This is a genomic window from Enterococcus sp. DIV2419 (genome assembly GCF_051711865.1).
GTDB lineage: Bacteria > Bacillota > Bacilli > Lactobacillales > Enterococcaceae > Enterococcus > Enterococcus faecalis.
This window is the reverse complement of the sequence record NZ_JBIONS010000001.1, coordinates 279,873-293,362: the sequence shown is the minus strand read 5'-3', so window position 1 is coordinate 293,362 and position 13,490 is coordinate 279,873. Positions and strand designations below refer to the sequence as shown.

At 39.5% G+C, this 13,490-nt stretch carries 11 protein-coding genes; 2 read left to right on the top strand and 9 right to left on the bottom strand.

Annotation, left to right across the window (positions count from 1 at the left end; all coding sequences use genetic code 11):
* Positions 1–83: 83 nt before the first annotated feature.
* Positions 84–1,550: a glycoside hydrolase family 1 protein gene (locus tag IGI97_RS01365; RefSeq protein ID WP_438737840.1), complete on the bottom strand. Its 1,467-nt coding sequence runs from the start codon at positions 1,548–1,550 to the stop codon at positions 84–86.
* Position 1,551: 1 nt separating this feature from the next.
* Positions 1,552–2,955 carry a PTS transporter subunit EIIC gene (locus IGI97_RS01360; RefSeq protein ID WP_104859534.1) on the bottom strand — a complete coding sequence of 468 codons (1,404 nt, stop codon included), beginning with the start codon at positions 2,953–2,955 and terminating at the stop codon, positions 1,552–1,554.
* 130 nt (positions 2,956–3,085) lie between these two features.
* On the opposite strand from IGI97_RS01360, the gene IGI97_RS01355 reads away from it, so the two are divergent.
* A complete protein-coding gene (locus tag IGI97_RS01355) occupies positions 3,086–4,084 on the top strand; it encodes an AraC family transcriptional regulator (RefSeq protein WP_002396794.1) in 999 nt (332 codons plus the stop codon).
* A 74-nt stretch (positions 4,085–4,158) separates the two neighbouring features.
* Here the strand turns inward: IGI97_RS01355 and IGI97_RS01350 are convergent, their stop codons facing one another.
* From IGI97_RS01350 to IGI97_RS01325, 6 genes are all read right to left on the bottom strand, one after another.
* A complete protein-coding gene (locus IGI97_RS01350; protein ID WP_010817722.1) occupies positions 4,159–4,719 on the bottom strand; it encodes a hypothetical protein in 561 nt (186 codons plus the stop codon).
* Positions 4,720–4,897: 178 nt separating this feature from the next.
* The gene (gene rpsI / locus IGI97_RS01345; RefSeq protein WP_002354786.1) at positions 4,898–5,290 is read right to left on the bottom strand and encodes a 30S ribosomal protein S9; all 393 of its coding nucleotides are present in this window, start codon (positions 5,288–5,290) and stop codon (positions 4,898–4,900) included.
* Positions 5,291–5,303: 13 nt separating this feature from the next.
* Positions 5,304–5,732: a 50S ribosomal protein L13 gene (gene rplM / locus IGI97_RS01340; RefSeq protein WP_048670019.1), complete on the bottom strand. Its 429-nt coding sequence runs from the start codon at positions 5,730–5,732 to the stop codon at positions 5,304–5,306.
* Between the two features lie 235 nt (positions 5,733–5,967).
* The gene (locus tag IGI97_RS01335) at positions 5,968–6,435 is read right to left on the bottom strand and encodes a Dps family protein (protein ID WP_002354782.1); all 468 of its coding nucleotides are present in this window, start codon (positions 6,433–6,435) and stop codon (positions 5,968–5,970) included.
* A gap of 127 nt (positions 6,436–6,562) precedes the next feature.
* Positions 6,563–7,282, bottom strand: coding sequence for a DUF5105 domain-containing protein (locus IGI97_RS01330; protein ID WP_263306261.1), 720 nt, complete (start codon positions 7,280–7,282; stop codon positions 6,563–6,565).
* A gap of 83 nt (positions 7,283–7,365) precedes the next feature.
* The gene (locus IGI97_RS01325) at positions 7,366–8,886 is read right to left on the bottom strand and encodes a gluconokinase (RefSeq protein ID WP_438737837.1); all 1,521 of its coding nucleotides are present in this window, start codon (positions 8,884–8,886) and stop codon (positions 7,366–7,368) included.
* Positions 8,887–8,994: 108 nt separating this feature from the next.
* Between IGI97_RS01325 and IGI97_RS01320 the strand changes: the two genes are divergently transcribed.
* Positions 8,995–9,687 carry a prepilin peptidase gene (locus tag IGI97_RS01320; RefSeq protein ID WP_438737835.1) on the top strand — a complete coding sequence of 231 codons (693 nt, stop codon included), beginning with the start codon at positions 8,995–8,997 and terminating at the stop codon, positions 9,685–9,687.
* A gap of 48 nt (positions 9,688–9,735) precedes the next feature.
* Here IGI97_RS01320 and rpoC read toward each other — a convergent pair whose 3' ends face one another.
* Positions 9,736–13,389: a DNA-directed RNA polymerase subunit beta' gene (gene rpoC / locus IGI97_RS01315; protein ID WP_002354777.1), complete on the bottom strand. Its 3,654-nt coding sequence runs from the start codon at positions 13,387–13,389 to the stop codon at positions 9,736–9,738.
* Between the last annotated feature and the right edge of the window lie 101 nt (positions 13,390–13,490).

Here is a 13,490-nt window from a genome sequence, read left to right as displayed (position 1 = left end):
AGTTATTGCGACTTATGGCCCAAGCTCTTTTTACTAAAGGATCTCAATAGATGCCCTTTTTATTTTTCTTCACTAACAGCAAATCACCGATTCAAACTTTCTCCATTTGTAGAAATAACCTCTTTATACCAATGAAATGAATCTTTTTTACTTCTTTCAAGCGTTCCATTCCCTGCATCATCACTATCCACGTAAATAACACCATACCGTTTAGACATTTCAATGGTTCCACATGAAATGATATCGATGATTCCCCACATAGTATAGCCTAAAAGCTCTACACCATCAGCAATTGCTTCACTCATTTGTTGTAAATGCTTTTCTAAATAGTCAATCCGATAAGGATCATGAATTGCGCCATCCTCTTCTACTTGATCATAAGCACCTAACCCATTTTCAGCAATAAACAGCGGCAATTGATAGCGATCATACATCTCGTTTAGAGAAATTCTCAAACCAATTGGATCAATTTGCCATCCCCAGTCACTTGTTTCTAAGTAAGGATTTTTCATTCCACTTAGTAAGTTTCCGCTGGTAATTTCATAATCAGGACTGACACTAGTTATCATTGACATATAGTACGAAAATGATAGGAAGTTTACTTTATTCTCTGCTAATAATTCTAAATCTCCAGGAGCGACTTCTATCGTAATTCCTAACTCATCAAACATTCGCTTTGTATAGCTAGGATATTTTCCTCTTGCCAAAACATCCGTATAAAAATAATTCTTATAGTTCTCATCCAAAATGCTTTGCATTACATCTTCTGGCTTACAGGTCGCAGGATATGTTGTAAATCGTGCAATCATTCCACCAATCATTGGTTCGCCTAGTATTTCTTTTGCAGCTTTAATTGCTCTTGCATTTGCCACGAACTGATTATGTCCTGCTTGAAAAATACTTTGGTTATAGTTTTCTTCTTGATCTTCAATAACGGCACACCCATTGTATGGATTAAATCTATTACAGTTAATTTCATTAAAAGGTAACCAATAGTCCACTAAATCACCTAAACGCTCAAACAATGTACGTGCATAGACTTCAAAAAAATCAATTGTCTTTCTACTTTTCCAACCACCATATTTGGTCACTAAATTAACTGGAATCCCATAGTGAAGCATTGTAGCAAAGACTTTCATTCCTCTTTTTTTGCATTCAGTAAATAGATCAATATAAAATTGTATTCCTGCTTCATTAGGTCTCTCGTCATCTCCATTTGGATAAATGCGCGACCAATCAATGGATGTTCGGAAAATATTCATCCCCATTTCTTCAAACAACGCTAAATCCTCTTTATATCTATGATAAAAATCAATCCCTCTTCTAAAGGGATAATTGCGATCGCCTTCTGCAACTAGCGCTTGCTCGAAACGCTCACTGGTCATATTAATATCTCTGTTTCGATTCCGTTCTTCACGGTTCCAGTTAGGGTCAAAGTAACGCATCGATTGTGTATCCACACCTTTGCCATCTTCTAAATAACCACCATCTGCTTGACCACTCGAAATAGCCCCGCCCCATAAAAAATCCTTTGAAAATGTGTAAGTCATTTTACTTTTCCTCCAATTCATTACGTAAATACTGGTCCTTATAAACCAGACCGCTCGTTATAATAAAAGCTAAAATAAAACTAGCCACTGCACAGACAATTGCAAAAATAAAATTCCATTGATTCGTTGGATCAATAAAAATAGGCAATGTCGTAATTCCTGTTGGCGCAAAAGTCATTCGCTTAACATTCAGGAAGCCCGCAAGTAAACCACTCATTGCACCAGCAATAATCACTGCTAAAAACGGTTTTTTATATTTTAAATTCACGCCATACAAAGCTGGTTCGGTAATTCCTAACAGTGCAGTAAATCCTGAAGAAAAAGCCAACCCTCGTACTTTCTGACTCTTTGCAAAGCGACCTACAGCAATTGCTGCGCCTGCTTGAGCGAAATTAGAAACTAAAAACCCAATCCCTAACATATCAAATCCATTGGAACTGATAGATTGTAAAACGAGAGGAATTGTTACCGCATAATGCATCCCAGTCATAATGAAGACTGGCGATAACGCACCAAAAATAAATGGTAGCACCCAAACAGCATAATTTTGAACTAAATTTAAGACAATTCCTAATCCTTGTCCAACCCAACTTCCTAATGGACCAATAATTCCCAAAGCTAAAGGAATCATAATAAAAAATGTCACTAATGGCCGCAAGAAAAACTTTACTGACTCAGGACAAAAACGTTCGACATAACGATCCACATAGGAAGCTACCCATATAATTAAGATAATTGGAATCACAGTTGAACTATAATTAGCTAACGTAATTGGTAAAAAGCCAAACATCTTTAATGGTTTACCTTCACTTACCAATGAAACAAAGGTCGGATGTAGCAGTAGCATGCCAATAATTGTTCCTAAATAAGGATTCAAACGAAACTTTATTGAGGCAGAATAAGCAACTAAAACAGGCATAAAATAAAAAGCAGTATCGCCAGCAAATGTCAAAATTTGATAAGTACCACCTGCAGGATCAATTAAATGGAACAAATCTAAAAGCACCAGTACTGTTTTTATCATTGCTGCAGCGGTGATTGCAGGTAACAGCGGTGTAAAAATACCTGTAATTGTATCTAATACTTGTGGAATAATCCCTTTTTTTGATGGTTCACTTGGCTCGGCCATTTCTTGATGACTCAGATCACTTTCAGACTCAGTTGACAGCAACTGAGTAAAGTGTGCATAAACAGTTCCGACACTTTGACCAATAATTATTTGATATTGTCCTCCGGTAACAATACTGCCCATTACGCCGTCTAAATCATTTATAGACTCTTGCTGTATTTTCTCTTCATCATTTAACGTTAAACGCAAGCGAGTTGCACAATGAGTAACACTTTTCACATTTTTGGCTCCGCCTATGTTTGACAAAATGCTTTGACATAATTTTTGAACATCCATCAATAACCCTCCTATTCAACTTGTATTTCAATACTTGTACAAATATCAATCACTAGTTATACTTGAATTATACAATTATAAAAAACGCTTTCAATAATCGTTTTCCAGAACATTGATAACAAAAGGTAAGGTGATAAAATTGTTAAATCAACTCCCATCAGACTTATTTCTGTTAACCCACAGCGAACACCATTATTTAGAGGATCCCAATTATCATAGCCCTATTTATGAACAACTAGACAAAATTCTGTTACATGATCAAGAAGTCTATCAGTTTCAATTACCAAATTTAAAACAAAACCTTATTGAAATTAGAAGAGATTCGCGATTCACAGATGTACCATTACATGTACATACTAATTTAAATCTTAATTATGTCTATTCTGGAAGCTGTCATTATCAAGTAAACGGAACCGAGGTATTACTAAAAGAAGGAGATTTATGCATTGTTGATCGGCATGTTCTTCGCTCAAAAGGCAGACTAAGTGAAAAAGATATTGTCTTTAATATTAGTCTAAGCAATGACTTTTTTTCACGAGCATTTATTATGGGCTTAGGTGAAACAAGCATTTTAAGTACTTTTTTATTTTCAGCAATTACTGAAAATAACCACCATGACGGCTATATGATTTTTCAGAATAACCATAAGAATACAATTGCTTTTCTCAATCAACTAATTTGTGAATATTTCCAAAATGATACTTTTAGTAAACATGCGATAGAAGCACTCTTTTCATTAATTTTTATTCAGCTTATCCGTGATTATCAGAAGAATTCCACAAAGAAAGTTGCCCCTATTAGCAATAAAACCAGCCATATGTTAGAAATTATCGATTATATAGAAAAAAATGCTCGCACCTGTACATTAAAGGAAACCGCATTATTATTTAATTACCATCCAAAATATTTATCTCAGTTAATCAAACAGACTTTCAATAAAACCTTTAAAGAAATTCAAACAGAACAAAGGATGAAAAATGCGATACAATTATTGCGTTATTCAGAATTATCAATCGCTGAAATCTCTCAAAATGTTGGTATTTCAAACGTAAGCCAATTTTATAAAAATTTTTCAGCTCTCTATACACTCTCTCCTAATGAATATAGAAAAACATTGACGAAACACTGAAATACTCACTTACTCCATTAATGGTATAAAAAAACACTTTCTATCAACAGAAAGTGTTTCAATAAATATTTCGTTTAGGCAGCGCTGTTTCCTGTAGTGTAAACGAACAAGAAAGTGAACAAAATGGACACGCCAACCATTATTAATTTTTTCGTTTTGTCGGGGTCCTCTTGAAGTAGCCATTTAATCAACAGACTGCCTCTAATCCGTTGACTTGCCTTCTCTTTTTCAGTCGCTGACTTTGTATACCGCCAACCACAAAAGTGCCAACGAAGTAAATTGGCGTACCAAGCCCGATAGTTTTTAGATAGAAAGCCACCACAGATAAACAACGCTCCTAATAAAATATCTAAATACAACCAAACAACAAATGTTAACGGAATATCGATTAATGAATAATTCTTCACTTCAATCACTTGATCTTTCAAACCAAATTGATGAATAATCCGTTCTTGGTATTCAGAATCCGTCTCCGCTTCTTCTTTTCCCCCAACAACTTTTATGGCTGACTCGACGCCCATACCTTTTATAAAAGCTTGCTTGGAATGACAATACTTACATTCCACCACTTGATCAGCGGTATCGTACCATCTAAACGCATTCGCCCCACAACTTTGACAAACCACACTACTCATTTTCTGCCTCCGATATTCGTTATTTTTTATGGTTATGTTTCATTACTTAATGATACCATTTATTGGAGAGGGTTGGGTTAGAGAGATTGATAAAAAAGACACTTTCTCATTGCGAGAAAGTGTCTTGAAACATTGTAATTGATTGGTAAGCGAACATGTTCGCAACGACTCCAAATAATTAACGTTTTGAGAATTGAGAAGCTTTACGAGCTTTCTTAAGACCTGGTTTTTTACGTTCAACCATACGTGCGTCACGAGTAAGTAACCCAGCGCGTTTTAAAGCAGAACGGAAGTCAGGATCTACTTGTAACAATGCACGAGCGATTCCGTGACGGATAGCTCCTGATTGTCCAGCATAGCCACCACCGTTTACGTTTACGATTACATCGTAAGCGCCTTTTGTTTCAGTTACGCCAAATGGTTGGTTGATAACTTCACGCAAGTCAGCATGTGGAATATATTCTTCTACGTCTTTTTTGTTTACAGTAATTTTACCAGTACCTGGTACTAAGCGTACGCGGGCAACTGCATTTTTACGACGGCCTGTGCCGCTATATTGTACTTGTGCCAATGAATTTCCCTCCTTAAATTAAGTTCGTGATATCTAATACTTCTGGTTGTTGTGCAGCATGTGGATGCTCAGCTCCACCGTATACGTTCAATTTAGTAAATTGTTTACGTCCTAAAGTGTTTTTAGGTAGCATACCTTTTACAGAAGTTTCGATAAGACGGCGAGAGTTTTTGTCGCGTAATTCACCAGCAGTCACTGATTTTAATCCTCCAGGATACATTGAGTGACGGTAGTAAATTTTGTCTGTAGCTTTTTTACCTGTTAATTTTACTTTATCAGCGTTAATTACGATTACGAAATCTCCAGTATCCACATGTGGTGTGAATGTTGGTTTATTTTTACCACGTAGTACAGAAGCAACAACTGCTGATAGACGTCCTAAAGGAACATCTGTTGCATCTACTACGTACCATTTACGTTCTACTTCGCCAGCTTTGGCCATATATGTTGTACGCACGTTTCTTTCCTCCAATTTTGTTTTCGATGTTTGACATACACTTGAGTTTCCGGGGCTCATTGTGGGGCAAACAATACCATTTAATATTTTACCTTCAATCACTGATAAAGTCAATGTTTTTCTGCGCTTTCAGAAAATAGATTTTTACTTATTTTTTTGTGCCTTTTAAACAGAAAAAACCGCCAACGTCAACGTCAGCGGCTTTGGGAGTTGTTTTAAATTATGCGTCAATACCAGGCGCTTTGCCAAGTTTGGCTTGTAACATCCAAATATTTTTTTCGATGTCTGTTTTGTTTGCGATGAAAATGTCTTGTGTGCAGTCGTCGCCTTCTTCACCAGAAACTTCGATTCCTTTTGCGTAAAGGTCTGCTAAGTAACGGTAGCCTGCTACTAATTTTTCCATACGTTCTGGAATGGTGCGGTCCCAGTTACCAATTTCATCTTCAATTTTTGTATTTTCTGCGAATTCACGCAATGTTGAGAATGGAGAGCCGTCCAATGTGATTAAACGTTCTGAAACAACATCTAATTGCTCATTGATTTGATCCATGTATTCATCCATTTGTGGGTGAAGTGTTAAAAATTCAGGTCCACGCATATACCAATGTGTTTGATGAATTACCACGGAAAATTGGCTTAAATCTGCAACGAGTTGGTTCAAAATTTCTTTTGTTTTTTCAAATTTCATTCTTTGTCATCCTCCTAAATATTATTTCTACACTCTTAGTGTAATATGAATTGTGAAAAAAGTACACTGAAAACCTTTCTTTTTTAAAATTGTTATCAAATTATAATAATTACAATTAAGAATCTAATTAATTTCCTGAAATCGCTGTTTTTTCATCCGCAGTGACGACTTTTTGTTCCGCTTGAGTGAGGATCGTGTCGAGTGCCTCCGTCAACTGGTCAGTATCTTCTTTTCCTGTGACGAAAGCTAAAAAAAACTGATTCAGTCTCAGTTGCTCCGCTGCCGGCAAGTACCATTGCCCTTCTACTTGCTTAACCGTTAATGGCAGTTCAACTGGCTCATGGCTGACATTGATTTGTTGGATTTCTTTTTTTAAAACGGCTAACGTGTGCTGCATGTCTAGCGCTTGTGTTGCCTGTTGCGTTTGCTGAAGAAGAGCAGTGGTTGTATCTTCAATCGCCGTTACAAAATCTAAGCCCTTAATCTGAAAAGTGATTGTCGCTTGCCCTTTCAATTCTTTCGTGGCTACTAGTTGATATGACGCTTTTTTCTTCACTTGAGCCAGTAATTCTGCGCTAAGCTTCTGGGCTTCGGTCTCGGTGACTTCAGCGTTCATTTCTTTTAAGCTATTGAAAAACTGCTTCTGGAACTGTTGACGGCTCGTCTGCAAATGCTCCGCCAAGACTTTCGGTTCACGAAAAGTTTGAGAGAATGTCGCTGTCTTTTCTTGATAAATAAAGTAATCTACCAACTGTTGCGCTGCTTTTTCGCCGGAACGAGACGGTGCACTGCAGCTTGCTAACGCCCCAATGAATAACAGAAATAGTGGTAGTAGCTGTTTCTTCATTCCTCATCCTCATTTCCTCAAGTCTTCGTCTCTCTTCTAGTTAAGCAACTTCTCAGCCATTTGTCAAAGCTATTTACTATCGATTATTTGCGGAATTCTGCTAATTTTTGATAACTTTGTGCTAAAACTTGTTGGGTTTCTTGAAAAACAGGATACAGTTCTTGATAAACTAGCAATTGATCCGCTCGTGGCGTGACCGTTTCATGAATCAGCACCTGTTGCGCCGCTGCTTGCAAATTTGGTAACTGCCCTAAGCCTTGCCAGCCTAGCAAAACAGCGCCTAATGCCGAAGCTTCGGTACTATCAGTGAACGATAACGTTTCTCCCAGAACATCAGCCATGATTTGACGGAACACAGGGGAATCAGCAAAGCCGCCTGTCGCTCGAATCTCCTGAACGGGTCCACCGAGTTGTTTCAAATCTTCTAAAATGGTTTTTAAATTGAAACAGATTCCTTCCACCACCGCTCGAGCTAAATGTCCGGCATGGTGATTTTTGCGCAAGCCAATAAAACTTGCGCTCGCCTCTGCATTCCACAGTGGTGCTCGTTCACCTAGCAAATAAGGATGAAACAGTAAGCCATTTGCCCCAGCTGGCACGGTTGCAATTTTGGCCATAATTGGGTCATAGATATTGGTCCCGTTTTGAATAGCTTGCTGACGTTCTTCTGCAAAAATCGTTTGGCTCGCCCAATCTAATGCAACTGCACCATTACTACTTGCGCCACCAATCACCCAGTGCTGTTCATCTAGAGCAAAACAAAACGTTTCACCTTGCGGATGCAAAAAAGGTTCCTCGACAATATACCGAAGTGCGCCGCTCGTACCAACGGTCAAAGTCGCTACACCCGTTCCTAGCGCTCCCAAACCTAAATTAGACAACGGGCCATCCGCGCCACCAAGAACTAAAACCGTTTCCTCCTCAACACCAAGCATCTCTTGCCAAGAAGGCGCTAACGCTGGAAAAATGAACGTTGACGGGGCAACTTTTGGCAACTGTTCCTCCTCAATAGATAAATACGCTAAAATCGACGATTCCCATTGCCGCGTGTGAATATTAAATAAACCCATTCCTGAAGCACTACTATAATCTGTCCAGTATTCGCCAAAGAAACGGTAAAAAATGTAGTCCTTAATCCCAATAAACTTGGCCGCGCTCTGCGCAACGGCTGGCTGATTTTCCTGCAGCCAGCGAATCTTGTACAAAGGTGCCATTGGATGAACTGGCATGCCTGTCAATTGATAAAACAATTGGGCCGCTGGCGTTTCTTTTAACGCTTCCGCATAATCAGATGCTCGTGTGTCAGCCCAAGTAATCACTTGGGTCAATGGGCGTCCTTGCGCATCCATGGCAATTAAGCCATGCATCGCTGAAGCAAAAGAAATGAGCCCAATTGGTTGATTCTTCACTTGCTGTGTGACGGTTCGAATACAGTTCACCACAGCTTGGAACAGCGTTTCTGGGTCTTGCTCCGCCATTCCTTCAGTCTCTTGAATTAATGGATAACGCACATAGCTAGAAGCTACGACTGTGCCATTTGCTTGAAAAGCCACTGCTTTGGCTTGCGTGGTGCCAACGTCGACACCAATCGCTAATTTTTCCATTTGATTCCCTCATTTCTTGTTTCTTTTATTATTCCTAACAAAAAAAGATTTGTCTAGTCAAATGAAAAAGTTTAAAAAAAGCGTAGTTTATTTTTAAGGAGGTAACCTATGTTTTTCTTGAGTCTCTTTTTGATTGGTGCCTGTTTCGGTTCTTTTTTATGCTTAGTGGCGGAGCGCTTACCAGTAGGGCGTTCTTTGTGGTGGCCCTCTTCCCACTGTCAAGGTTGCCACCAGCCTCTACAACTCTATGAATTAATTCCAGTTGTTTCGATTTTGCTGCAGCGCTTTCGTTGTCGAAAGTGTCAACAGCCAGTAGCTAAGAGTTATCTTTTAGCAGAACTTGTCATGGGCGGCTTAACCGCAAGCTGTTTTTCAGCTGGCCTGACGATTGATGCTTTGATTCTCTGGTGGTGGCTGACGAGTGCTTTCACATTATCCTTGATTGATTACTGGTATTTAGTGGTTGAACCGAAGATTCTTTATCCTAGTTTTTTTGTGCTTTGCTTGCTGAAAGTGGCGGGTCAGCATTCGTTTTACTTACTGACTGGTCTTTTTTGTTTTTGTTTTTTCCGAGCCGTCTTACACTATTTTCCGGAAGCCATGGGGCGAGGAGATCTTTTGTTACTGGGTTTGTGGGGCTGTTTTTTACAGGTACCTCAGTTGCTGATGCTACTATTTTTTGCCAGTAGTTATGGCCTAATCTATGGCTACAGTTGTAAATTTTTGGGGTATCCAGTTGAACAGAAACTTCCTTTTGTCCCCTTTTTAAGTTTGGGTTTACTCACAATCAGTTGGTTATAGCAAATAAAAAAAGCCGCAAGGAGCATGCTCCTTACGGCTTTTTAGGGTTTATTTATTGATGTTTTTCATCGCATCTTCAGCAGCCATTTGTGCTTCGATGTCTGAAATACTATAAACGTTTTCGCTAGCTACGCCAACTTCTTTTGGTTCCATGTTACGGTAACGAGCCATACCAGTACCAGCTGGGATGATTTTACCAATGATAACATTTTCTTTCAATCCAAGTAATGGATCTTTTTTGCCACGGATAGCAGCATCTGTTAACACGCGTGTTGTTTCTTGGAAGGATGCAGCAGATAAGAAGCTGTTTGTTTCCAATGACGCTTTGGTAATACCAAGTAAGACTGGACGACTAGTAGCAGGGACGCCACCAGCAACTAATGTGTCGTAGTTACGGTCTTTAAATTCTGCGATGTCCATTAATGTTCCTGGAAGGATTTCAGTGTCACCTGGATCCATTACGCGGATTTTACGTAACATTTGACGAACCATTACTTCGATATGTTTGTCGCCGATTTCTACCCCTTGCATACGGTAAACACGTTGTACTTCACGTAATAGGTAGTTTTCAACAGATAAAACATCACGAACTTGTAATAATTGTTTTGGATCAATTGAACCTTCTGTCAACGGTGCACCACGGTGGATGATGTCGCCTTCAGCAACTTTCATACGTGCAGTGTAAGGGACAGTATAGGTACGTGTATCTGTTTTTCCTTTGATGGTTACTTCTTTTTGACGTGTGGCAGGATCTTCAGAAATATCGATAACTTCACCAGTTACTTCTGTAATCACTGCTTGCCCTTTCGGATTACGTGCTTCAAAGATTTCTTGGATACGAGGTAAACCTTGAGTGATATCGTCACCGGCAACCCCACCGGTATGGAACGTACGCATGGTTAACTGTGTACCAGGTTCCCCGATTGATTGAGCGGCGATTGTACCAACTGCTTCTCCGACTTCAACGTCAGAACCAGTTGCCAAGTTACGTCCGTAACAGTGCTTACATACACCATGTTTTGTGTTACATGTAAAGACAGAACGGATGGTTACTTTTTCAATACCAGCGTCCACGATTTCTCTGGCAAGATCTTCAGTGATTAATTGATCCGCACCAATGATGATTGCACCAGTTTCTGGATGAACAACTGATTTACGTGTATAACGACCTAATAGACGTTCGTCTAATGGTTCGATAATTTCGTTACCTTCACGAATGGCTTCGATTTCAAGACCACGGTCAGTGCCACAGTCGTCTTCACGAATGATTACGTCTTGGGCAACGTCAACTAAACGACGTGTTAAGTAACCTGAATCGGCTGTCTTCAAGGCCGTATCGGTCATCCCTTTACGAGCTCCGTGAGTTGAGATAAACATTTCTAAGACAGAAAGTCCTTCACGGAAGTTTGAGATGATTGGTAATTCCATGATTCGTCCATTCGGAGCGGCCATCAAACCACGCATACCAGCTAACTGTGTAAAGTTGGAGATGTTACCACGGGCTCCAGAGTCAGACATCATGAAGATTGGGTTACGAGCTTCCATACTTTCGATCAGTTTTTGTTGGATTTCGTCTTTGGCACCGTTCCAAACGCCGATTACACGTTCATAACGTTCGTCATCAGTAATTAAACCACGACGGAATTGTTTAGTAATTGTTTCAACTTGTTTGTGGGCAGCGTCAATGATTGCTTGTTTTTCATGAAGAACCATGATATCGGCAATCCCTACCGTCATCCCAGCATAAGTTGAGTGTTTGTAACCTAAGTCTTTCATGCGATCAAGCATTTTAGAGGTTTCCGTAATGTGGAATCTCTTGAAGACTTCAGCAATGATATTTCCAAGATTTTTCTTCTTGAATGGTAAAACTAATTCTTGCTCTTTAATGTGTGCAGGAATGTCTGTACCAGCTTCTACGAAGTATTTATCTGGTGTTTGAACAGTTAAGTTATAGTCTGTTGGTTCGTTCAAGTAAGGGAACTCAACAGGCATGATTTCGTTAAAGATGATCTTACCAACTGTGGTGATTAAGATTCGTTCTTTTTGCCAATCAGTAAATGGTTTGTCACCTAAAAGTGTTGTTTGAACCCCAATACGTGAGTGTAAATGCACGTAGCCATTTTGCCATGCTAAAACAGCTTCGTTCATGTCGCGGAAGATCATGCCTTCCCCTTCACGGCCTTCTTCTTCCATTGTTAGGTAGTAGTTACCTAAGACCATATCTTGAGATGGTGTAACAACTGGTTTACCATCTTTCGGGTTCAAGATATTTTGGGCAGCAAGCATTAACATACGAGCTTCTGCTTGTGCTTCTTCGTTTAGAGGCACGTGAACCGCCATTTGGTCTCCATCAAAATCGGCATTGTAGGCTTCACACACTAATGGGTGAAGACGGATCGCACGACCTTCTACAAGAACAGGTTCGAAAGCTTGGATCCCTAATCTATGCAACGTAGGTGCCCGGTTAAGTAAAACTGGGTGTTCTTGGATAACTTCTTCTAAGATATCCCAAACTTCATCTTCGCCACGTTCGATTTTACGTTTCGCATTTTTAATGTTTGTCGCAATTTCACGTTGTACTAATTCACGCATTACAAATGGTTTGAATAATTCAATCGCCATTTCTTTTGGTAAACCACATTGGTACATTTTTAAGAACGGACCAACGACGATTACGGAACGACCAGAATAGTCAACACGTTTACCTAGTAAGTTTTGACGGAAACGACCTTGTTTCCCTTTCAACATGTGAGAAAGAGATTTCAATGGACGGTTACCTGGTCCAGTAACTGGACGGCCACGACGACCATTATCGATTAAAGCATCGACCGCTTCTTGTAACATCCGTTTTTCGTTTTGAACAATGATGCTTGGTGCATTTAAGTCTAATAAACGTTTTAGACGGTTGTTACGGTTGATAACACGGCGGTATAAGTCGTTTAAGTCACTTGTTGCAAAACGACCACCTTCCAATTGAACCATCGGACGTAAATCTGGTGGAATAACTGGGATAACATCCATTACCATCCAGCTTGGTTGGTTACCAGAGGCACGGAAGGCTTCTAAGATGTCTAAACGACGGATGGCACGTGTCCGCTTTTGACCAGAAGCTGTTTTTAATTCTTCTTTTAATTGCGCAACTTCGCCATCTAAATCAACGTTATCTAATAATTGTTTCACGGCTTCGGCACCCATAGCAGCTTTGAAGGCTTGGCCATATTGTTCACGTTTTTCACGATATTCGCGTTCCGTTAACAATTGTTTTTTCTCTAATGTTGTGTCACCTGGTTCGATGACAACGTATGAAGCAAAATAAATGACTTCTTCCAATGCACGAGGGCTCATGTCTAAAACAAGACCCATCCGAGATGGAATTCCTTTAAAGTACCAGATATGTGAAACTGGTGCGGCTAATTCAATATGTCCCATACGTTCACGACGTACTTTTGAACGAGTGACTTCAACGCCACAACGGTCACAGACAATACCTTTATAACGGATACGTTTATATTTACCACAAGCACATTCCCAGTCTTTGGTTGGACCAAAAATGCGTTCACAGAATAACCCTTCACGTTCGGGTTTTAATGTACGGTAGTTAATTGTTTCGGGTTTTTTAACTTCCCCATAAGACCAACTTCTGATCTTTTCTGGTGAAGCAAGCCCTATTTGCATACTTTCGAATTTATTTACATCGATCAAAAGGAATTCCCTCCATTTCCTTATTTAGAGAAGCTGAGTCAGCAACTTGTTAGCAAATGGCAAGCATCACTTGAAAGAAGGTCTGACGACACTTGGAACAA

Coding starts and splice junctions, on each gene's coding strand:
- IGI97_RS01365 (WP_438737840.1), bottom strand. CDS start 1,550: ATGACTTACACATTTTCAAAGGATTTTTTATGGGGCGGGGCTATTTCG.
- IGI97_RS01360 (WP_104859534.1), bottom strand. CDS start 2,955: ATGGATGTTCAAAAATTATGTCAAAGCATTTTGTCAAACATAGGCGGA.
- IGI97_RS01350 (WP_010817722.1), bottom strand. CDS start 4,719: ATGAGTAGTGTGGTTTGTCAAAGTTGTGGGGCGAATGCGTTTAGATGG.
- rplM (WP_048670019.1), bottom strand. CDS start 5,732: ATGGCCAAAGCTGGCGAAGTAGAACGTAAATGGTACGTAGTAGATGCA.
- IGI97_RS01335 (WP_002354782.1), bottom strand. CDS start 6,435: ATGAAATTTGAAAAAACAAAAGAAATTTTGAACCAACTCGTTGCAGAT.
- IGI97_RS01330 (WP_263306261.1), bottom strand. CDS start 7,282: ATGAAGAAACAGCTACTACCACTATTTCTGTTATTCATTGGGGCGTTA.
- IGI97_RS01325 (WP_438737837.1), bottom strand. CDS start 8,886: ATGGAAAAATTAGCGATTGGTGTCGACGTTGGCACCACGCAAGCCAAA.
- IGI97_RS01320 (WP_438737835.1), top strand. CDS start 8,995: ATGTTTTTCTTGAGTCTCTTTTTGATTGGTGCCTGTTTCGGTTCTTTT.